This is a genomic window from Streptomyces sp. NPDC001889 (genome assembly GCF_053594535.1).
On record NZ_JBSFER010000045.1, the window covers coordinates 1 to 19,628 of the forward strand.

Genomic DNA, 19,628 nt, shown 5'->3' on the forward strand with positions numbered 1-19,628 from the left:
CCGTTATTTTCACCGGGCTCCCCCGCCCAGCACCCCCGGCGGGGTCGGACCATCCTTCCGCGCCGGGGGGGGGGGGCCGCGGGGGCGGGGGCCGGGGGGGGGGGGGGGGGGGGCAAAGAGCGGTGGCCCCGCGCCTCCGGACGGGTCCGGTGGCGCGGGGCCGGTGGTGCGGGTGACGGATCAGGCCGTGGCCCGGTCCGCCTGCTCCTGGGGTCCGGCGTCCGCGGGGGTGCCGGCGGGCACCTCCGGGGAGGCGGACACGGAACCGGTGCCGTTGCCGCCGGGGCCGGCCACGGGGGCCGGCTCCGCCGGGTCCTGCTCCGAGACCTCGGCCCGGGCCGCGGCTTCCGCCACGTTCGCGGCTTCGGCTTCTGCCGCCGCCCCTGCCCTCTCGGCCTCGGCGCGCCGGTCCGCGGCGGCACGGATCTCCCGCCACGCGGACTCCGCCGCCTGCTGTTCCGCTTCCTTCTTGCTGCGGCCGGTGCCGGTGCCGTACGAGACACCACCGACGCGGGCGGCAGCGGTGAAGGTCTTCTCGTGGTCCGGACCCGTCTCCGTGACGAGATACTCCGGGACCCCGAGTCCCTCGGCCGCGGTGAGTTCCTGGAGGCTGGTCTTCCAGTCCAGGCCCGCACCGAGGTTCGACGATTTCTCGATCAGTGGATCGAAGAGGCGGTGCACCAGCTCCGACGCCGCTTCGAGACCCTGGTCGAGATAGACCGCGCCGATCACCGCTTCCAGGGTGTCGGCGAGGATGGACGCCTTGTCCCGGCCGCCCGTGCCCTCTTCGCCCCGGCCGAGCCGGATGAAGAGGCCCAGTTCCAGCCCGCGGCCGACCTCGGCCAGCGCACGCGAGTTGACCACCGCGGCCCGCAATTTGGCCAGCTGGCCTTCCGGCAGATCGGGGTGGGTGCGGTAGAGGGTGTCGGTGACCACCAGTCCGAGCACGGAGTCCCCGAGGAACTCCAGGCGCTCGTTGGTGGGCAGGCCGCCGTTCTCGTACGCGTAGGAACGGTGGGTCAGCGCACGCACCAGAAGGGCGGCCTCGAGCTGATACCCGAGCCGCCCTTCCAGAAGCGTGTGGGACGAGGCTGCGTTGACTGTTTTGCCGGCGTCTTCCTGCTTCTTGGCATTGGACAGCTCAGACATCGGGCCTCTCACCAGCCGCTCAGACCGCGAGGACCTGGCGCTTGTTGTAGGTGCCACAGCTAGGGCACGCGATGTGCTGCAGCTTGGGCTCCTGGCAACGCTCGCACGAAACCAGGGTGGGGACCGCAGCCTTCCACTGCGACCGGCGGTGGCGCGTGTTGCTGCGCGACATCTTCCGCTTCGGAACAGCCACGGCTACTTCTCCTGCTTCTCGTCGACGCCCGCTTCGGCGCCGCCCATGTTGTCCTTCTCGCCGTCCTTGACGGTTTCGGCGAGTCCTTGCAATGCCGCCCAACGGATGTCGACGGCATCATGGTGGTGGTCCGGGTCGTCGTCCAGCCTGATTCCGCACTGAGCGCAGAGTCCGGCGCAGTCCTCCCGGCACACCGGCTGCATCGGCAGTGCGAGCACCACCGCATCACGCAGCACTGGTTCGAGGTCGAACATGCCGTCCTCGAGAGGGAGGATGTCCTCGTCCTCGGCGTCGTCGCCGGGCTCCGCGGCTCGGCCGCGGCCCCGGTCGTCGGCGTCGGGGTACGTGAACATCTCCTGGAAGTCCGCCACGACATCGAGGCGCAGCGGCTCCAGACACCTTACGCACTCCCCCTCGGCCGACGCACGGGCGGTGCCTGTGACAAGCACCCCTTCCATGACCGACTCCAGGCGGAGGTCCAGCTCGACACTCTCGCCGTCCGGCACGACGATGACGTCCTCGATCCCGAAGGCGGCCGGCGAACCGGGTGCCGGGACCGTGCGGGACAGCCGCTGGAGCGCGCCGGGACGCCGGCCCAGCTCGTGCGTGTCGAACACGAGGGGGTTTCGGTGGTCGAGGCGGGCGTTCAGGGCTCTTCCTGCTTTCGGATCGTGCTGCCGGGGGGAGAGGGGCTGCCGTCCCCGCACTGCGGGGGAGGCGGACAGCCTGGATCGCGTCACTACGGGCGACCGAAGAGCCAGGATACTGGACGGCGGGCGATAGACCCAATCCGGCCCCGGACCGCCCCCGGACCGGCCTCCCGGCTCATGGCCTCAGTGGCCCTGCTCATAGCGGCGGAGCTGGTCGAGGTCGATCATGCTGGTGTCGAAGAGGCTGGTCTCGTCCAGCGCCGCCGCCCCCTGCGGGCCGGGCTGCTGCGGCCCGCCGCTCTGCCCGGAGGCGTCCGGGTACGGGGCGTAGGGATCGGGCTGCGCGTACTGCCCGCCGTACTCCTGCTGCTGGTAGGCGGCGTAGGGGTCCTGCGGCGGGTCCTGCGGGTACTGCGCGTACGCCTGCTGTGGCTGATAGTCGGCGAAGGGGTCGTGCTGGGCCGGGATGTGCGGCTGCGCGGCCGGCAGCGGCTGGGCGTGGGGCTGGGCGTGCGGCTCATGGACGGGCAGCGGCGGCGGGGCCTGCTCCGGGAGCCGCAGCGGCGGGGCCGGCTGGGGCGGGTGGGGTACGCGGGACTGGCGCGGCTCCGGGTCGGCCAGCTCGGCGAGACCGGCCAGATACTCCGCGTCACTGGAGTGGCGCCGGGTGCTGCCCGCCGCGTCCTGGGCCGCCATGTGCTCGCCCAGGGCGTCACCGGTGGTCCGCCCCTGGAGCTTCTGCCGGCCCCGGCCGACCGCCTCCAGGGTCTTGGAGAGCACCGCCTCGAACGCGCCGAGCTTGGCGTCCACGTACTCGTCGGCGCGGTGGATCAGGGTCTGCGGGTCGGCGCTGTACTCGGGGGCGTCCGGGTCGGGGTAGCCGTCCGGGGTGAGCCCCGGGCCCCGGCCGAGCAGCTTCTCCCGGCCCCGGTCGACCGAGCCGATGGTCTTGGTGAGGACGACCTCGAAGTTGGCGAGCTTGGAGTCGACGTAGTCGTCCGCCTCGGCCCTGATCTCCTCGGCCTCGCGCCGGGCGTCGGAGAGGATGCGGTCGGCCTCGTCCTGGGACTGCCGGGCGACCTGGGTGCTGGAGATCAGCGAGCCGCGCTCGGCGTGGGCGCTCTCGATGATCCGCTCGGCCTCGTGGCGGGCCCGGGCGACCAGCTGCTCCCGGTCCCCGATCAGCTCCTGGGCCTGCGCGAGCGACCCGGGGAGCGCCGCGCGCACCTCTTCGAGGCCGGCGAGCAGATCGGCGCGGTTGACCACGCAGGACGCCGACATGGGCATGGAGCGGGCGCTCCCGATCGCCTGGACGATCTCATCGAGCTTCTTCTGCACGTCCACCGTGGTCCGCCACTCCTGCCTGATGCCTCTGCGCCGCGTCCGCCGCGTCAGGGGACGGACGGGAAGACTGTACGGCGAGTGAGCCGCCCTCCGACACCGTTTGACGGGCCATCAGCCGCCGGCGTCCGGTGTCCCCCGAGGTCAGCGGGTCATTTGTCGGTGAGCCGGTCGATGAGCGCCTCGTGGACGGCCGGCGGGAGCAGATGGGAGACGTCCCCGCCCCAGGCGGCGACCTCCTTGACCAGACTGGAGGAGAGGAAGCTGTAGGTGGGGTTGGTGGGGACGAAGAGGGTCTCCACGCCCGAGAGGCCGTTGTTCATCTGGGCCATCTGGAGTTCGTAGTCGAAGTCGCTGACCGCCCGCAGGCCCTTGACGATGGCGGGGATGTCCCGCTCCTTGCAGAAGTCGACCAGCAGCCCGTGGTGGGACTCGACGGTCACATTCTCGTACTCGGCGGTCACCCGGCGGATCAGGTCCATCCGCTCGTCGACGGTGAACAGGCCCTTCTTCGACTGGTTGATCATCACCGCGACGTGGACGACGTCGTACAGCTTGGAGGCGCGGGCGATGATGTCGAGATGTCCGTTGGTGATGGGGTCGAACGACCCCGGACAGACTGCGCGGCGCACTGGAAGTCCCTCGCTCTCCGGCCCGTTCATGGGGCGTCTTCGCACATAGATGCCTCGTCGCAGACAGAGGCGGCGCGACCGTACCAAAACGTTCCCTCGCCGTAGCGACGGGAGCGCAGTGGCTCGAAACCCGGTGGCCAGCTGAAGGTGCCGCCTCTGGTGCTGCGTTCCACGGTGGCCAGCGCATCGCCCGTGAGCCAGCCCTGGGTGCGGAGTGTGAGCAGGATCTCCCGAAGATCATCGTCCGTGACGGCGTACGGCGGATCGAGGAAGACCACGTCGAAGGGGTCGGCGGGGGCCGGTCCCGCCACGATCTGTTCGGCCCTGCCGGTACGGACCTCGGCGCCGGGCAGACCGAGCGCGCGGACGTTCTCCCGGACGGTGCGGGCGGCGCGGGCGTCCGCCTCCACGAGCAGGGCGTGGGAGGCGCCCCGGGAGAGCGCCTCCAGGCCGACCGCTCCGGAGCCCGCGTAGAGATCGGCGACCCGGACGCCGTCGAGCGTGCCGAGCAGCGCCTCCCAGCTGGAGAAGAGGCCCTCGCGAGCGCGGTCGGACGTGGGGCGGGTGCCGGTGCCGGGCGGGACGGCGAGGCGGCGTCCGCCGGCCGCACCGGCGATCACGCGGGTCATCTCGGTCCTTCTGGGGTGAGAGGGGCGGTCGGGTCCGGTGGATCGGCGCCGGGCCCTCGCGGATCAGTCTCTCAGCTCGCCCCGGGGCGGGCTCGCCGGGGTTTCCCGGCCCCGGCGGAGCGCGATCCCCCTCATCCCTTGTCGAGATACTGCTCCCGCTCGCGGTCCAGCAGGGCGTCGAGCGCGAGGCGCAGCCCGGGCGAGCGCTCCAGGGCGGGGTCCTCGCGGACGACCCGGGCGGCCTCCTCGCGGGCGGCGGCGATGATCTCCTCGTCCTCGATGACGGCGAGCATCCGCAGGGAGGAGCGGACACCGGACTGGGCCTGGCCGAGCACATCGCCCTCGCGCCGCTGCTCCAGGTCGATCCGGGACAGCTCGAAGCCGTCGAGCGTGGCGGCGACCGCGCCGAGGCGGGCCCGGGCGGGGGACGCCTCCGGCATCTCCGTGACCAGCAGACAGAGCCCGGGGGCCGAGCCCCGGCCCACCCGGCCGCGGAGCTGGTGCAGCTGCGAGACGCCGAAGCGGTCGGCGTCCATGATCACCATCGCGGTGGCGTTGGGCACATTGACCCCGACCTCGATGACGGTGGTGGCGACCAGGACATCCACCTCGCCCGCGGCGAAGCGGCGCATCACCGCGTCCTTGTCGTCGGGGTGCATCCGGCCGTGGAGCACCTCGACGCGCAGCCCGGCGAGGGGTCCCCGGGTCAGCTCCCCGGCGACGTCGAGCACGGCGAGCGGGGGGCGCTTCCCCGAGCCGTCGTCGGTCTTCTTCGGCTTCTCGTCCTCGTCGTCCCCGATGCGGGGGCAGACCACATAGGCCTGGTGGCCCTTGTCCACCTCCTCACGGACCCGCTCCCAGGCGCGCGCCAGGAAGTGCGGTTTGTCCTGGGCGGGCACCACATGGCTGGCGATCGGGGAGCGCCCCGCCGGGAGCTGGTCCAGGACCGAGGTCTCCAGATCGCCGAAGACGGTCATCGCGACCGTCCTCGGGATGGGGGTGGCGGTCATCACCAGGAGGTGCGGGGGCTGCTTGCCCTTGGAGCGCAGGGCGTCGCGCTGCTCCACGCCGAAGCGGTGCTGTTCGTCGACGACGACCAGGCCCAGATCGTGGAACCGCACCTTGTCCTCGATCAGGGCATGGGTGCCGATCACGATGCCCGCCTCGCCGGTGACCAGGTCGAGCAGGGCCACGCGCCGCGCGGCGGCCCCCATCGACCCGGTGAGCAGCACCACCTTGGTGGCGTGCTCCGCGCCCCCGAGGGTGCCGCCCTCGGCCAGATCGCCCATCATCTCCACGATGGAGCGGTGGTGCTGCTGGGCGAGGACCTCGGTGGGCGCGAGCATCGCCGCCTGACCGCCGGCGTCCACCACGGTGAGCATGGCGCGGAGGGCGACCAGGGTCTTGCCGGAGCCGACCTCGCCCTGGAGCAGCCGGTGCATGGGGTGTTCGGTGGCGAGGTCGGCGAGGATCTCCCCGGTGACCTTCCGCTGGCCCTCGGTCAGAGTGAAAGGAAGCCGGGCGTCGAAGGCGTCGAGGACACGGCCGGGGACGGGGCGGCGGGCGACGGCGGGCAGCTGGGTCTCGGCGAACCGCCGCCGGGCCAGCGCGACCTGGAGAACGAAGGCCTCGTCCCACTTCAGGCGTGCCCTGGCGTCCTCGATGTCGGCCCTGGTGTGCGGGCGGTGGACCTTGAGCAGCGCCTCGGGCAGCGGGACGAGGCCTCGGCCCTCCCGCAGCGCCGGCGGCAGCGGGTCGACGGCCTCCGCCGCCCGGGGCAGCACCGCGTCGACCGCCTTGGCGATCTTCCAGGACTCCATGCCCTTGCACGCGGGGTAGATGGGGATGAGGGCGCCGGCCCAGGAGCCGACCTCCACCGTGTCGTCCTCGCCGCCGAGTCCGGCGTACGACGGGTGGGCGAGCTGGAGCTTGCGGTTGAACACCGACACCCGGCCGGCGAACATCGCCCGGCTGCCCGGCAGCAGATCCTTCTGCGGCTTGTGGACACCCCGGCCGAAGAAGACCAGCTGGAGGCGGCCGGTGCCGTCGGTGATGGTGATCTCCAGGCGCTTGCCCCGCCCGCCGTTGAAGGTGTGCACCCGGGCGTCGGCGACCTGCGCCACCACCGTCACATCCTCGTCGAGCGGCAGCTCGGAGAGCCGGGTGAGCTGACCCCGCTCCTCGTACCGCCGGGGGTAGTGGTGGAGGAGGTCGCCGACGGTGTGGAGATCGAGCTGCTCGGCGAGGACCTTGGCGGTGGCGGGGCCGAGGGTCGTCTTCAGCGGGTCTTTCAGGGGTTCATCGAGCACGGGCACGCGAACCATTGCACACCACTCCACTGACAACCGTCGTGATCTGTGAGATTCCGCTGGTCATGGCTGTGCGACCGCGAGGCGCGGGCCCTCGTCGGGGGCCTGCCCCCGAACCCCCGCGCCTCAAACGCCGGCGAGGCTGATTTTGCCCCGACGGGCCGGGGAGTGGGGAGAGCGGGGACGCGCAGGGGGGTGCCGGGGCGTGGAACGTGATGTGTGGCGCTTTGGGGCCGCGCTGGACAGGGGCTGGAAAGCGCCGTAAATCATGAGCCCCGGTACCACCCGGAGCGCCCCCGGGCCCGCACCACGAGAGCCCACGCGCCACAGGCCCCCGCACCGGACCCCGGCCCGCGCCACGGGAGCCCCCCGCGCCCCAGGGCACCCCACCCCCTACTCCACTCCGATCAGCAGCAGCGCCGCCCCCCGGCCGCCCCGGTAGACGAGGGTGTCCACGGCCAGGTACCTGTCGCGGACGTGGTGTTCGAGGCGGGCGGGGAAGCCGGCGGCGTCCGGGAGGGTGTCGCCGAGGACCAGGGTGACCAGCTCACCCCCGGCCGCCAGCATCCGGTCCAGCACCGCCGTCGCCGTCGCGGCGAGGTCCGTCCCGATGACCGCGACATCCCCGTCCATCAGACCGAGCACATCCCCCGCCTGGCACACCCCCGCCGACGTCCACGACTGCCGCTCCGCCACCACCAGCTCCGCGTACCGCGTCGCCCCCGCCGCCGCCGTCATCGCCACCACGTCCTCGTCGAAGCGGCGCTCCGGCTCGTGCACCGCCAGCGCCGCGATGCCCTGGACGGCGGCCCGGGTGGGGATGAGGGCGACCCGCATCCCCTCCGTCCGGGCCTGCTCGGCCGCAGCTGCGGCGGTGTGCCGCAGCTCGGCGGAGTTCGGCAGCAGCACCACCTCCCGGGCGTGCGCGCGCCGGATCGCGTCGACGAGCTCCCCGCTGGCGGGCGGCTCCCCGGGCCGGGCGAGGACCGTGGTCGCGCCGGCCTCCGCGCAGACCTCGGCGAGCCCCTCCCCCGGGACGACCACGACGACCGCGCGCTGCACGGGCGCCGGAAGGGGCTCGGCGGGGTGCGCCCCGGCGAAGTGCGTGACGCGGATGCGGTGGGGCCGCCCCGCCTCCACCCCCGCCTCGACGGCCGCCCCGGCGTCGTCGGCATGGACGTGCACGTTCCACAGCCCGTCCCCGCCGACGACGACCAGCGACTCCCCCAGCGCGTCCAGCCGGGACCTCAGCACGGCCACGGCCTCGTCCGTCGCCTCCAGGAGGTAGATCACCTCGAAGGCGGGCCCCTCGGCGGCGGCGCACTCCCGCCCGACGGCGCCGGGGACCCGGACGGCGGGTGCGGGGACCCGCGCGGGCGCCTCCCCCGAGACCGCCTCGACCAGCGCCCCGAGCACGGCCAGCAGCCCCCGCCCGCCGGCGTCCACGACGCCCGCGCGCCCGAGGACGGCGAGCTGGCCGGGGGTGGCGTCCAGCGCGATCCGGGCGCCGTCGTAGGCGGCCCGGGCCGCGGCGGCGCCGCTCCCGGGGTCGCCGGCCCGCCCGGCCGCGTCCGCCGCGGCGGAGGCCACGGTCAGGATGGTGCCCTCCACCGGGTGCGCCACCGCCTCCCTGGCGAGCGCGGCGGCCCGCCGCAGCGCCCCGGCGAGGTGGTCGCCCGCGCCGATCCGCTCGGCCATCCCGCGCAGCAGTTGCGCGAGGATCGTCCCGGAGTTCCCGCGCGCCCCGATGAGCGCGCCGTGTGCCATGGCCCGCACCGCGTCGGCTGTGGCGGGCCGGGTGCTCCCGGTCTCATGGGCGGCGAAGACGGCCTCCACGGCCTGGGCGGCGGACTCGACGGTCAGATAGAGATTGGTCCCGGTGTCACCGTCCGCGATGGGATAGACATTGATCGCGTCGATCTCCTCGCGCTCCCGGCCCAGCGCGTCCAGTGCGCGCGCGCACCAGATCCGTACCGCTGCGGCGTCGAGATTCTGCGGCACCTGGTGGTCCTCCTTGAGCAGCCGGGCGGGCGGGTTCGGCCGGATCGGGGCCGTGGGCGGCGGGTCGCACCGCAGGGTAGACCCCGTCCTCGGGGCGGGGAGCGGGGAGGGGGCGGCGGCAACCATGGTAGTTTCGTACTGCGGATGCAGTCGTTGTATGCTGCTCCGGTTGCCCGATGAGAATCGGGCCATTCCCCCGGCAGGCCAACGAATCAGCTTCTGATTTCCGGCACGCCGGAATTCACTGTAAGTGCATCTGAAGTCTTTGGAGTGACCCGTGGCTGCCAACTGCGACGTCTGCGGCAAGGGGCCGGGCTTCGGCAACAACATTTCGCACTCGCACCGCCGTACGTCTCGTCGCTGGAACCCGAACATCCAGCGTGTGCGTGCAGTGGTCGGTCGGACGCCGAAGCGGCTCAACGTCTGCACCTCGTGCATCAAGGCCGGCAAGGTCTCGCGCTAAAGGTGAAGATCCCCACGCGAGTGGGGATGTTCTCGTCGTAGCGCAGCCCCTGCGGTTGCCTTGAAAGCCGGTCCACCTCGGTGGACCGGCTTTCTGCCGTACCCGGAGACCGGGACGGCCGGTCAGGTCAGGTCAGGGGCTGACGGAAGCGCCAGCCGTGGTCGACCGGCCCGATCCCCCGGCCCAGGGCGAAACCGGCGGCTATCGCCCCGGTCACGTACTCCTTCGCGGCGGTGACGGCCGCGGGCACCGTGAGCCCCTTCGCGAGCCCGGCGGCGACCGCCGAGGCGAGGGTGCAGCCCGTGCCGTGGGTGTGCCGGTTGTCGTGGCGCGGGGCCCGCAGCCAGTGCTCGTCGGTGCCGTCGCTGAGCAGGTCCACCGCGTCGCCCGGCAGATGCCCGCCCTTGATCAGCACCCAGCGCGGCCCCAGGTCGAGCATGGCGCCGGCGGCGCGGCGCAGCCCTGCCTCGTCGGTGACCTCCACCCCGGTGAGCTGGGTCACCTCGTCCAGGTTGGGGGTGGCGAGGGTCGCGGTCGGCAGCAGTTTCCGGCGTACGGAGGCGAGTGCGGAGGCGGCCAGCAGCGAGTCGCCGTGCTTGGAGACGCCCACGGGGTCGACCACGACGGGCGCGTCGGTGTCCGCGAGCAGTTCCGCGACGGTCTCCACGAGGGGGGCCGACGCCAGCATCCCCGTCTTCACGGCCTGGACGCCGATGTCGTCCACGACGCTGCGGTACTGGGCGCGCACCGCTTCCTCGGGCAGTTCCCAGTAGCCCTGGACGCCGAGGGAGTTCTGCGCGGTGACGGCGGCGATCACGCTCATGCCGTGCGTACCGAGCGCGAGCATGGTCTTGAGGTCGGCCTGGACTCCGGCGCCGCCGCCGGAGTCCGATCCGGCGACGGTGAGTACGAGAGGCAGTTTCACGATCATCCCTCCGAGGGGCCGAAGTGGTCCCAGCCGCCCTTGCTGTGCCAGGGCGCGCCGTCGACAGTGACCTGGGGCAGCGCGGAGGGGTGGAGCACCTCTCCGATGACCTTCCAGCGGGCGGGCAGTTTGGCGTCGCGGGGGAAGGTGGCGACGATGGCGTGGTCCTCTCCCCCGGTCAGCACCCACTGGAGCGGGTCGACGCCGACGGCCTGGCCGATGTCGTACATCTGGCTGGGAATGTCGATGGTTCCCGAGCGCAGATCGATCCGGACCTTGCTGGCCTCGGCGATATGGCCGAGATCGGCGATGAGTCCGTCGCTGATGTCGCACATGGCGGTGGCGCCGAGCCCGGCCGCCGCGGGGCCCGCGTGGTAGGGCGGCTCGGGGCGGCGGTGGGCCTCGACGAAGGCGCGCGGGGAGCGGAATCCCCGGGAGAGCACGGCGTGCCCGGCGGCGGACCAGCCGAGCCAGCCGGTGTAGGCGACGACATCGCCGGGCTGTGCGCCGTCCCGGGTGACGGGGTCGTGGTTGCGCAGATCGCCGAGGGCGGTGATGGCGAGGGTGATCAGTTCGCCGCGCACCACATCGCCGCCGACCACGGCCGCGCCGGCGACCTGGCACTCGTCGCGGATGCCGTCCATGAGTTCGGTGGCCCAGGTGACGGGGAGTTCGGCGGGGACGACGAGGCCGAGGAGGAGCGCGGTGGGGACGGCGCCCATGGCCGCGATGTCGGCGAGGTTCTGGGCGGCGGCCTTGCGGCCGACGTCGTACGCCGTGGACCAGTCGCGCCGGAAGTGCCGGCCCTCCAGGAGGATGTCCGTGCTCGCCACGACCCTGCGGTCGGGCGCGGACACGACCGCGGCGTCGTCGCCGGGTCCGATCCGGACCGCGGGGGTGGAGGTGAGACGGGAGGTCAGCTCTCTGATGAGCCCGAACTCCCCCAACTCGCCCACAGTGCCCTTCACCCGAGTCTCACCTCTCCGTCGTCCCGCCGGGCCGCCGCCCGGCCGGGAACCGCCCACCGGACCGGAGTCCGGCGAAGAACCGCCCACCGGGCCACCGCCCGGCGAAGAACCGCACGCCGGACCGGAGCCCGGCCGGAAACCGCCTGCCGGACCGGAATCCGGCGAAGAACCGCACGCCAGGACGGTGCCCGGCCGGAATCCGCCCGCCGGGGTGCCACCCGGCGCACACCCTCGGACCACACACCGGCGCCGCCCGGCGCGCGGGTCTCCCCGTGGCGCGCGGCGACGCGATACCGTGGCGTCCCTTTCTCTCCCCCCGGGCTCTCCCCACCGACGGTAGGGGAGTCGATCCCCGGGCCGCCCTGGAGGTTCCGTGGTACAGGCGTACATCCTGATTCAGACCGAGGTGGGCAAGGCGTCGACCGTCGCCGAGACCATCGGAAAGATTCCGGGAGTGATCCAGGCCGAGGACGTGACCGGCCCTTATGACGTCATTGTGCGTGCCCAGGCCGATACGGTCGACGCCCTGGGCCGGCTGGTGGTGGCCAAAGTGCAGCAGGTGGAGGGCATCACCCGCACTCTCACCTGCCCGGTCGTCCACCTGTAGCCCCCGTCCGCACCGGGCCGGTGACATCCCCGGCCGTTCCCCGTTCCGTTCGGCCGGGGCGACGCCGCGATCGTACTGCGCCGCGGTGTCCCCCGGCCGGTGAAGCCGGACGCCGCGCCCCGCCGCCCCGGCGCGCGCCGTCGCCTCAGCGCAGTCCGGTGGAGCGGCGCAGGGCGGCCCGGATCAGCAGGTCCACCAGCTCCGGGTAGCCGACTCCGGTCTCCTGCCACATCCGCGGGTACATGGAGATCGGGGTGAAGCCGGGCATGGTGTTGATCTCGTTGATGACGAACTCGCCGCTCTCCGTGAGGAAGAAATCGGCGCGCACGAGCCCCTCGCAGGAGGCGGCGTCGAAGGCGGCGACGGCGAGCCGGCGCACCTCGGCGGTCTGCTCCTCGGTGAGGGGGGCGGGCACGATCCCGGACGCCGAGTCGATGTACTTGGCCTCGAAGTCGTAGAACTCGTGGGACCGCACCGGCGGGATCTCGGCGGGGACGCTGGCGCGCGGGCCGTCCTCGAACTCCAGCACTCCGCACTCGATCTCCCGGCCGCGCAGCAGCGCCTCGACGAGGATCTTGGGGTCGTGGCGCTGGGCCTCCTCGATCGCGGCGTCGAGGCCGGAGAGGTCGTCCACCTTGGTGATGCCGATGGAGGAGCCGGCGCGGGCGGGCTTCACGAACAGCGGCCAGCCGTGGTCGCCCGCGAAATCGATGATCTTCTTGCGGGCGGCGGACGGGTCCAGCTCCCACTCGCGGGGGCGGATGACCGCGTACGGACCGACGGGCAGGCCGAAGGAGGTGAAGACCCGCTTCATGTACTCCTTGTCCTGGCCGACGGCCGAGGCGAGCACCCCGGAGCCGACATAGGGCACTCCGGCCAGCTCCAGCAGTCCCTGGAGGGTTCCGTCCTCGCCATAGGGTCCGTGCAGCACCGGGAAGACGACATCGACCTCGCCGAGGGCCTTGGGCACCGCGCCGGGCTCGCTGTAGACGACCTCACGGGTGCCGGGCTCGACGGAGAGCACCACACTGCCCTCGGCGGACTCGACGAGCTGCTCGACGTTGGGGGTGCGGCGGTCGGCGATCGTCATCCGGTCCGGGGCGTCGGCGGTGAGCGCCCAGCGGCCGTCCGTCGTGATGCCGATCGGCAGGACGTCGTACTGGGAGCGGTCGATGGCCCGCAGCACGGCTCCCGCGGTGACCGTGGAGATCCCGTGTTCGGAGCTGCGTCCGCCGAAGACGACGGCCACACGCGGCTTGCGGAGCGGCTGCCCGGGGCTCGACGGCTCGGGGCTCTGGGGGAGGTTCTCGGTGCTCATATCGCCATGAGACTACCGTGCAGCGGCCGTGTCCCAGCAGTGCCGTCCACGGTCCGGCGGCGCCGTGGCGGAAGGCCGGCGCCGCCGCCGGGGGCCGGGTGGCGCCGGGGGGCGGCCGGGGAGCGGCGGCGGCGCGGCCGGGGGTCAGCGGCGCTCGGGCTTGGCGCTGCGGGACATCAGCTCCTTGAGCGCGACCACCGGCGGCTTGCCCTCGTGGACGATGTCGACGACCGTCTCCGTGATGGGCATGTCGACGCCGTGCCGGCGGGCCAGATCGAGCACCGACTCGCAGGACTTGACGCCCTCGGCGGTCTGCCGGGTGGCCGCGATGGTCTCCTGGAGGGTCATGCCCCGGCCGAGGTTGGTGCCGAAGGTGTGGTTGCGGGAGAGCGGGGACGAACAGGTCGCCACGAGGTCGCCGAGGCCGGCGAGGCCGGAGAAGGTCAGGGGGTCGGCGCCCATCGCGAGGCCGAGCCGGGTGGTCTCGGCGAGGCCGCGGGTGATGAGGGACCCCTTGGCGTTGTCGCCGAGGCCCATGCCGTCCGCGATGCCCACCGCGAGGCCGATGACGTTCTTGACCGCGCCGCCCAGTTCGCAGCCGATGACATCGGTGTTGGTGTAGGGGCGGAAGTAGGGGGTGTGGCAGAAGGACTGGAGCCGCTGGGCGACCGCCTCGTCCCGGCAGGCGACGACGGCGGCGGCGGGCCTGCGCTGGGCGATCTCCTTGGCGAGGTTGGGCCCGGTGACGACGGCGACCCGCTCGGCGGGCACGCCCGCGACCTCCTGGACGACCTCGCTCATCCGCTTGGCGCTGCCGAGTTCGATGCCCTTCATCAGGGAGACCAGCACGGTCTCCGGGGGGAGCAGCGGCGCCCAGGCGGCGAGATTGGCGCGCAGGGTCTGCGAGGGGACGGCGAGCACGGTGAAGTCCGCGCCGTCGAGCGCCTCGGCGGGGTCGGTGGTGGCCCGCAGGGAGGGCGGCAGCTCGATCCCCGGGAGATAGTCGGGGTTGGTGCGGGTGGTGTTGACGGCCTCCGCCAGTTCGGCGCGGCGACCCCAGAGGGTCACCTCGCAGCCCGCGTCCGCGAGCACCATGCCGAAGGCCGTTCCCCATGAGCCGGTTCCGAAGACGGCCGCCTTGGCGCGGTGTGTCACTGTGTTCCTTCCCCTGCGGCCTTGCGCCGCTGTTCTTCCCGTGCGGTGCGGTGGTCGTACGGCTCGGCCGGGGCCTTCTCGCGGCGTACGTCCTCCAGCAGCGCGGTGATCTCGGCCATGATGACCTCGGTCGCCTCGCGCAGCACCTCGGGGGTTGGCTCCTGATCGTAGAACCGGCTCAGATCGACGGGCGGTCCGGCCTGCACGATCAGGGTCCGGCGGGGGAAGAGCCGCACTCTCCGCTCCTTGGCGTACGGCGGCATCACCAGGTTGGCGCCCCACTGGGCGACCGGGACGACGGGCACCCGGGTCTGGAGGGCGATCCGGGCGGCGCCGGTCTTGCCCGCCATGGGCCACAGATCGGGGTCGCGGGTGATGGTGCCCTCCGGGTAGAAGGCGACGCATTCGCCCCGCTGGATGGCTCCGACGGCGGCGCGATAGGCGTCCAGGGCGTCGGTGGTCTCGCGGTAGACGGGGATCTGCCGGGTACCCCGGAGCATCATCCCCACGAAGGGGGTGCGGAAGAGCGCGGCCTTGGCCAGAAAGCGCGGCACCCGTCCGCTGTTGTACTGGAAGTGCGCATACGAAAGGGGGTCGAGATACGAGTTGTGATTGACCACGGTGATGAATCCGCCGTCGGCCGGAATGTGTTCCATTCCCCGCCAGTCCCGCTTGAACAGAACCACCAGCGGCGGTTTTGCGATGACCGCCGCCAGGCGGTACCAGAAGCCGATTCTGCGGCGGGACACTCGGACACCCTTCTTCTTCGATCCGGGCCTTTGCCCGGATGCCGGGGCACAAGTGTGGCCCCGGGCCCCTGGTCTGTCGAGCACACGGTACGCCCCGGATCACCGGACCGGACCTCCTCCTGTTCGCGGGTCCGGGCGACAATGGGGCCCGATGCGCATGGACGGAGAGCTCGTCACGGACACCGACCCGCCGGCCCACTGGTCCCTGGTGGTCCCGCTGAAACCCCTCGTACTGGCCAAGAGCCGACTCGCCCCGGCGGCGGACGACCTGCTGCGGCCCCGTCTCGCGCTCGCCTTCGCCCTGGACACGGTGGCGGCGGTGCTGGCCAGCCCCGCCGTGCGGGATGTGGCAGTTGTCACGGACGATCACGTGGCCGGGACGGAGCTGGCCGCGCTCGGGGCGCGGATCGTGCCGGACAGCCCGGCGGCGGGGCTCAACGCGGCACTCGCGCACGGCGCCCGGGCGGTGCGCCGGGCCCGTCCGGGCGCGGCGGTGGCCGCGCTCAACGCCGATCTACCCGCACTGCGCCCGCTCGAATTGGCACGGGTGCTCACCTGCGCGGCCGGATTTCCCCGGGCATTTCTGACGGATGCGGCCGGTGTCGGCACGACTCTGCTCTCGGCGGTGGGGGGTGTGGAATTGGCCCCGGCATTCGGAGGTCTCTCACGGCGGCGCCATTCGGTGTCGGGCGCCCGGGAAATCCTGCTCGCCGGTGTGGATTCGGTGCGCCAGGACGTGGACACCGCGGCCGATCTGGCGGCGGCGCTGTCCCTGGGCGTCGGCCGGTACACGGCCCGCCGGCTGGAGACGGGCGCTCCCGAGCCCTGGCCCGCCGATGCCCGGGGGCCGGGGCATTAGGGTGGCGCTCATGCAGGCGACCTCTTACACATACGACCCCGAAACCCGCAGCGGGAGCGTGCTGCTCGACGACGGGACGCCGGTGGAATTCGACGCCGCCGCCTTTGACGCGGGGGCGCTGCGGCTGCTCCGGCCCGGCCAGCGGGTCCGTATCGAGACCGAGGGCGAGGGCGCGGACCGCCGGATCACCCTGGTGACGCTCCAGACGCTCTGACGGCCTCTCCGGGCCCTTCGCGACCACGGGCCCTCCCCGGAGGGCCGCAGGGGCGATTTCCGGCCACTGAGAGCCAGGGGAGAGCACCGGGGCGGGCCCTGTGCGCCCGCCCCGCCCGCACCGCCGGGGCGGCGGTGCGCCGGACACGCCGCGGGCCGGGCTCCCCGAGGGGAGCCCGGCCCGGCGCGTCAGTGGCCCGGTGGGCCGGTGCCGCTTACCTCTTCCTGGCGGTCGCGCTCTTCTTGGCGGCGGTCTTGCGCGCCGTGGCCTTCTTCGCGGGCGCCTTCTTCGCGGTGGCCTTCTTGGCCGGCGCGGTCTTCTTGGCGACGGCGGCCTTCTTCGCGGGCGCGGCCTTCTTGGCCGGGGCCGCCTTCTTCGCGGCGACCGTCTTCTTGGCCGTGGTGGCCTTCTTGGCCACGGTCTTCTTCGCGGGCGCGGCCTTCTTCGCCACGGTCGCCTTCTTCGCGGCGACCGTCTTCTTGGCCGTGGTGGCCTTCTTGGCGGTGGCCTTCTTGGCCGCGGCCTTGGTGGTCGTCCGGGTGGAAGCACCGCCCGAGAGGCTGCCCTTGGGCGCCTTCTTGACCGAGACCTCGCCACCGCGCGGGAGCTTCTTCGAGCCGCTGACCAGGTCCTTGAACCCCTGGCCCGCGCGGAAGCGCGGCACCGAGGTCTTCTTGACCCGGACCCGCTCACCCGTCTGCGGGTTGCGGGCGTAGCGGGCGGGCCGGTCGACCTTCTCGAACGAGCCGAAGCCGGTGACCGAGACACGGTCTCCGGCGACAACCGCGCGGACGATCGCGTCAAGCACCGCGTCGACAGCGTCCGCGGCCTGCTGACGGCCGCCGAGCTTGTCGGCAATGGCTTCTACGAGCTGCGCCTTGTTCACGTCTTCCCCTTCGGAGACATTGCCTGAGCGAATGCGCCCAGGCTTTTTCGCACGTTAGGCAGATATATACCGCAAATCAAACACGAAACGGTCTAATCACCCTAGTGCCGCAACGAACTCGACTGCGAAGTCGTCGCTCGCGGGAGTTCGGGTGTCAGTCGCCCTCAGGGAATCGGCCCTCGTCGAGGTCCTTCATCAAGCGGTCCAGACGCCTTGCGGCATCCGGGAGATCGTGCTTCGCCGCGGCCGTGATGACCAGCAGCTTCCGGGTCAGCGCCTTCCTTACGCTCTCCGGGACTTGCAGTGTGCGCACAGCGGTGTGCGCTTCCTTCAATCGGGCCGCGACAGCCGCGTAGAGCTTGAGTTGGCTGTCGCGTTCCATGCACCGATTGTGCCATCTGGGGCGAGTTGTCGCCCGGCAGGGTCTCAACAGACGACTGTGCCCCCCACCGGGCGGTGGGGGGCACAGTCGGGGAAAAGCGCTGATCAGACCTGAATCGTGCGTGGTTTGAAGGCGGGCCGGGAGGCTTCGTAAGCCGCGATGTCCGTTTCGTTCTGAAGGGTGAGGCTGATGTCGTCCAGCCCGTTCAGCAGCCGCCAGCGGGCGTTCTCGTCCAGCTCGAAGCTCTCGGTGATGCCCTCGGCGCGGACCTGGCGGGCCTCCAGGTCCACGGTCACCTCGGCGGTGGGATCGGCCTCGGTCAGCGCCCAGATCCGGTCCACCGCCTCCTGCGGCAGAACGACGGTCAGCAGACCGTTCTTCAGCGAGTTGCCCCGGAAGATGTCGGCGAACCGGGACGAGATGACGGTCTTGAAGCCGAAGTTCTGGAGCGCCCAGACGGCGTGCTCACGCGAGGAGCCGGTGCCGAAGTCGGGCCCCGCGACCAGGACCGTGGCGCCCGCGTGCTCGGCCCGGTTGAGCACGAAGGACGGGTCCTTGCGCCAGGCCTCGAAGAGCCCGTCCTCGAAGCCGTCCCGGGTGACCTTCTTCAGCCAGTGGGCGGGGATGATCTGGTCGGTGTCGACATTGCTGCGGCGCAGCGGGACGGCCCGGCCGGTGTGTGCGGTGAATGCTTCCATGGCTGATCAGACTCCAGCGGGCGTACGGGCGGCGTCGTCGGACAGGTCGGCCGGGCAGGCGAGGTGGCCCAGCACCGCGGTGGCCGCGGCGACCTGGGGCGAGACCAGATGGGTCCGCCCGCCCTTGCCCTGCCGCCCCTCGAAGTTGCGGTTGGAGGTGGAGGCGGAGCGCTCACCGGGCGCCAGCTGGTCGGGGTTCATCCCCAGACACATCGAGCAGCCCGCGTGCCGCCACTCGGCGCCGGAGGCCGTGAAGACCTTGTCCAGCCCCTCCGCGACGGCCTGGAGGGCGACCCGGACGGAGCCGGGGACGACCAGCATCCGTACCCCGTCGGCGACTTTGCGGCCGTCCAGGACCGAGGCCGCCGAGCGCAGGTCCTCGATACGGCCGTTGGTGCAGGAGCCTACGAAGACGGTGTCCACCTTGATGTCCCGCAGCTGCTGGCCGGCGGTCAACCCCATGTACTCCAGGGCCTTTTCGGCGGCGAGCCGCTCCGAAGCGTCCTCGTACGAAGCGGGGTCGGGGACGCTGGCGGAGAGCGGCGCGCCCTGCCCCGGGTTGGTGCCCCAGGTGACGAACGGGGCGAGCGCGGTGGCGTCGATGAGCACCTCGGCGTCGAAGACCGCGTCGTCGTCCGTCCGCAGGGTCCTCCAGTAGGCGACCGCCGCGTCCCAGTCCTCGCCCTGCGGGGCGTGGTCCCGGCCGCGCAGATACTCGAAGGTGGTCTCATCGGGAGCGATCATGCCCGCGCGGGCACCGGCCTCGATGGACATGTTGCAGATGGTCATCCGCGCCTCCATCGAGAGCTTCTCGATGGCCGGGCCCCGGTACTCCAGCACATAGCCCTGGCCGCCACCCGTGCCGATCCTGGCGATGATGGCCAGGATCAGGTCCTTGGCGGTGACGCCGTCGGGCAGCTCGCCCTCCACGGTGATCGCCATGGTCCTGGGGCGGGCCATCGGGAGCGTCTGGGTGGCGAGCACATGCTCGACCTGCGAGGTGCCGATGCCGAAGGCCAGCGCGCCGAAGGCGCCGTGGGTGGAGGTGTGCGAGTCGCCGCAGACCACCGTGGTGCCGGGCTGGGTCAGTCCCAGCTGGGGTCCCACCACGTGGACAACGCCCTGCTCGACATCGCCCAGCGGGTGCAGCCGCACCCCGAACTCGGCGCAGTTCCTGCGCAGGGTCTCCAACTGCACCCGGGAGACCGGGTCCGCGATGGGCTTGTCGATGTCGATGGTGGGGGTGTTGTGGTCCTCGGTGGCGATGGTGAGATCGCGGCGGCGGACCGTGCGGCCGTTCTGCCGGAGACCGTCGAAGGCCTGGGGGCTGGTCACCTCGTGCAGCAGGTGCAGATCGATGAAGAGGAGATCGGGCTCGCCCTCGGCGCGCCGGACGACATGGTCGTCCCAGACCTTCTCCGCGAGTGTCCTACCCATCGCTTTCCCTCCGGCCGGCCGCTCTGCCGGCGCTACTAGACACCTGTCGCGAGCCCTGGATCG

General features: G+C 72.2%; 21 protein-coding genes. 4 read left to right on the forward strand and 17 right to left on the reverse strand.

Going from position 1 to position 19,628, the window contains the following annotated elements:
* Nucleotides 1-180: 180 nt before the first annotated feature.
* The 8 genes from rnc to ACWCRA_RS34080 form a co-directional block, all read right to left on the reverse strand.
* Nucleotides 181-1,149 carry a ribonuclease III gene (rnc, locus tag ACWCRA_RS34045; protein ID WP_351546461.1) on the reverse strand — a complete coding sequence of 323 codons (969 nt, stop codon included), beginning with the start codon at nucleotides 1,147-1,149 and terminating at the stop codon, nucleotides 181-183.
* Between the two features lie 19 nt (nucleotides 1,150-1,168).
* Nucleotides 1,169-1,342, reverse strand: a complete 174-nt coding sequence (rpmF, locus tag ACWCRA_RS34050) for a 50S ribosomal protein L32 (protein WP_043229344.1) — start codon at nucleotides 1,340-1,342, stop codon at nucleotides 1,169-1,171.
* Nucleotides 1,343-1,344: 2 nt separating this feature from the next.
* Complete coding sequence (locus ACWCRA_RS34055) at nucleotides 1,345-1,992, reverse strand: YceD family protein (RefSeq protein ID WP_351546547.1); 648 nt, start codon at nucleotides 1,990-1,992, stop codon at nucleotides 1,345-1,347.
* 183 nt (nucleotides 1,993-2,175) lie between these two features.
* Nucleotides 2,176-3,336: an ATP synthase F0 subunit B gene (locus ACWCRA_RS34060; RefSeq protein ID WP_351546465.1), complete on the reverse strand. Its 1,161-nt coding sequence runs from the start codon at nucleotides 3,334-3,336 to the stop codon at nucleotides 2,176-2,178.
* Nucleotides 3,337-3,485: 149 nt separating this feature from the next.
* Nucleotides 3,486-3,965, reverse strand: coding sequence for a pantetheine-phosphate adenylyltransferase (gene coaD, locus ACWCRA_RS34065; protein ID WP_351546467.1), 480 nt, complete (start codon nucleotides 3,963-3,965; stop codon nucleotides 3,486-3,488).
* 26 nt (nucleotides 3,966-3,991) lie between these two features.
* On the reverse strand, nucleotides 3,992-4,594 hold the full coding sequence (gene rsmD / locus ACWCRA_RS34070; protein ID WP_351546469.1) for a 16S rRNA (guanine(966)-N(2))-methyltransferase RsmD: 603 nt from the start codon (nucleotides 4,592-4,594) through the stop codon (nucleotides 3,992-3,994).
* Between the two features lie 131 nt (nucleotides 4,595-4,725).
* A complete protein-coding gene (gene recG, locus ACWCRA_RS34075) occupies nucleotides 4,726-6,918 on the reverse strand; it encodes an ATP-dependent DNA helicase RecG (RefSeq protein WP_451069376.1) in 2,193 nt (730 codons plus the stop codon).
* 378 nt (nucleotides 6,919-7,296) lie between these two features.
* Nucleotides 7,297-9,030: a DAK2 domain-containing protein gene (locus tag ACWCRA_RS34080; RefSeq protein ID WP_451069377.1), complete on the reverse strand. Its 1,734-nt coding sequence runs from the start codon at nucleotides 9,028-9,030 to the stop codon at nucleotides 7,297-7,299.
* Nucleotides 9,031-9,181: 151 nt separating this feature from the next.
* Here ACWCRA_RS34080 and rpmB point away from each other — a divergent pair, with 151 nt between their 5' ends.
* Nucleotides 9,182-9,367, forward strand: coding sequence for a 50S ribosomal protein L28 (gene rpmB / locus ACWCRA_RS34085; RefSeq protein ID WP_003957616.1), 186 nt, complete (start codon nucleotides 9,182-9,184; stop codon nucleotides 9,365-9,367).
* 127 nt (nucleotides 9,368-9,494) lie between these two features.
* Here the strand turns inward: rpmB and thiD are convergent, their stop codons facing one another.
* Together thiD and ACWCRA_RS34095 are read right to left on the reverse strand one after the other, a co-directional pair.
* Nucleotides 9,495-10,298, reverse strand: a complete 804-nt coding sequence (gene thiD, locus ACWCRA_RS34090; RefSeq protein ID WP_351546477.1) for a bifunctional hydroxymethylpyrimidine kinase/phosphomethylpyrimidine kinase — start codon at nucleotides 10,296-10,298, stop codon at nucleotides 9,495-9,497.
* The gene (locus ACWCRA_RS34095) at nucleotides 10,295-11,260 is read right to left on the reverse strand and encodes a thiamine-phosphate kinase (RefSeq protein WP_351546480.1); all 966 of its coding nucleotides are present in this window, start codon (nucleotides 11,258-11,260) and stop codon (nucleotides 10,295-10,297) included. Before ACWCRA_RS34095 ends, thiD begins: the two co-directional genes overlap by 4 nt.
* A gap of 373 nt (nucleotides 11,261-11,633) precedes the next feature.
* Between ACWCRA_RS34095 and ACWCRA_RS34100 the strand changes: the two genes are divergently transcribed.
* On the forward strand, nucleotides 11,634-11,867 hold the full coding sequence (locus ACWCRA_RS34100; RefSeq protein WP_351546483.1) for an Lrp/AsnC family transcriptional regulator: 234 nt from the start codon (nucleotides 11,634-11,636) through the stop codon (nucleotides 11,865-11,867).
* Between the two features lie 145 nt (nucleotides 11,868-12,012).
* Here the strand turns inward: ACWCRA_RS34100 and ACWCRA_RS34105 are convergent, their stop codons facing one another.
* The 3 genes from ACWCRA_RS34105 to ACWCRA_RS34115 all read right to left on the reverse strand — a co-directional run bounded on the left by ACWCRA_RS34105 (nucleotide 12,013) and on the right by ACWCRA_RS34115 (nucleotide 15,089).
* On the reverse strand, nucleotides 12,013-13,185 hold the full coding sequence (locus tag ACWCRA_RS34105) for a D-alanine--D-alanine ligase family protein (RefSeq protein WP_351546486.1): 1,173 nt from the start codon (nucleotides 13,183-13,185) through the stop codon (nucleotides 12,013-12,015).
* Between the two features lie 144 nt (nucleotides 13,186-13,329).
* Nucleotides 13,330-14,340 (reverse strand): NAD(P)H-dependent glycerol-3-phosphate dehydrogenase, encoded by a 1,011-nt coding sequence (locus tag ACWCRA_RS34110; RefSeq protein ID WP_351546489.1) that lies wholly within the window; start codon nucleotides 14,338-14,340, stop codon nucleotides 13,330-13,332.
* Nucleotides 14,337-15,089, reverse strand: a complete 753-nt coding sequence (locus tag ACWCRA_RS34115) for a lysophospholipid acyltransferase family protein (protein ID WP_351546492.1) — start codon at nucleotides 15,087-15,089, stop codon at nucleotides 14,337-14,339. The genes ACWCRA_RS34110 and ACWCRA_RS34115 overlap by 4 nt, the downstream gene beginning before the upstream one ends.
* Nucleotides 15,090-15,240: 151 nt before the next feature.
* On the opposite strand from ACWCRA_RS34115, the gene cofC reads away from it, so the two are divergent.
* Together cofC and ACWCRA_RS34125 are read left to right on the forward strand one after the other, a co-directional pair.
* Nucleotides 15,241-15,948: a 2-phospho-L-lactate guanylyltransferase gene (cofC, locus tag ACWCRA_RS34120; RefSeq protein ID WP_351546495.1), complete on the forward strand. Its 708-nt coding sequence runs from the start codon at nucleotides 15,241-15,243 to the stop codon at nucleotides 15,946-15,948.
* 10 nt (nucleotides 15,949-15,958) lie between these two features.
* Nucleotides 15,959-16,162: a hypothetical protein gene (locus tag ACWCRA_RS34125; protein WP_351546498.1), complete on the forward strand. Its 204-nt coding sequence runs from the start codon at nucleotides 15,959-15,961 to the stop codon at nucleotides 16,160-16,162.
* A 214-nt stretch (nucleotides 16,163-16,376) separates the two neighbouring features.
* Here the strand turns inward: ACWCRA_RS34125 and ACWCRA_RS34130 are convergent, their stop codons facing one another.
* The 4 genes from ACWCRA_RS34130 to leuC all read right to left on the reverse strand — a co-directional run bounded on the left by ACWCRA_RS34130 (nucleotide 16,377) and on the right by leuC (nucleotide 19,565).
* The gene (locus ACWCRA_RS34130; RefSeq protein WP_351546501.1) at nucleotides 16,377-17,048 is read right to left on the reverse strand and encodes an HU family DNA-binding protein; all 672 of its coding nucleotides are present in this window, start codon (nucleotides 17,046-17,048) and stop codon (nucleotides 16,377-16,379) included.
* A 154-nt stretch (nucleotides 17,049-17,202) separates the two neighbouring features.
* Nucleotides 17,203-17,430 (reverse strand): SCO5555 family protein, encoded by a 228-nt coding sequence (locus ACWCRA_RS34135; RefSeq protein ID WP_351546504.1) that lies wholly within the window; start codon nucleotides 17,428-17,430, stop codon nucleotides 17,203-17,205.
* A gap of 104 nt (nucleotides 17,431-17,534) precedes the next feature.
* Nucleotides 17,535-18,128 (reverse strand): 3-isopropylmalate dehydratase small subunit, encoded by a 594-nt coding sequence (gene leuD / locus ACWCRA_RS34140; protein WP_351546507.1) that lies wholly within the window; start codon nucleotides 18,126-18,128, stop codon nucleotides 17,535-17,537.
* A gap of 6 nt (nucleotides 18,129-18,134) precedes the next feature.
* On the reverse strand, nucleotides 18,135-19,565 hold the full coding sequence (gene leuC, locus ACWCRA_RS34145; RefSeq protein WP_351546510.1) for a 3-isopropylmalate dehydratase large subunit: 1,431 nt from the start codon (nucleotides 19,563-19,565) through the stop codon (nucleotides 18,135-18,137).
* Nucleotides 19,566-19,628 lie beyond the last annotated feature (63 nt).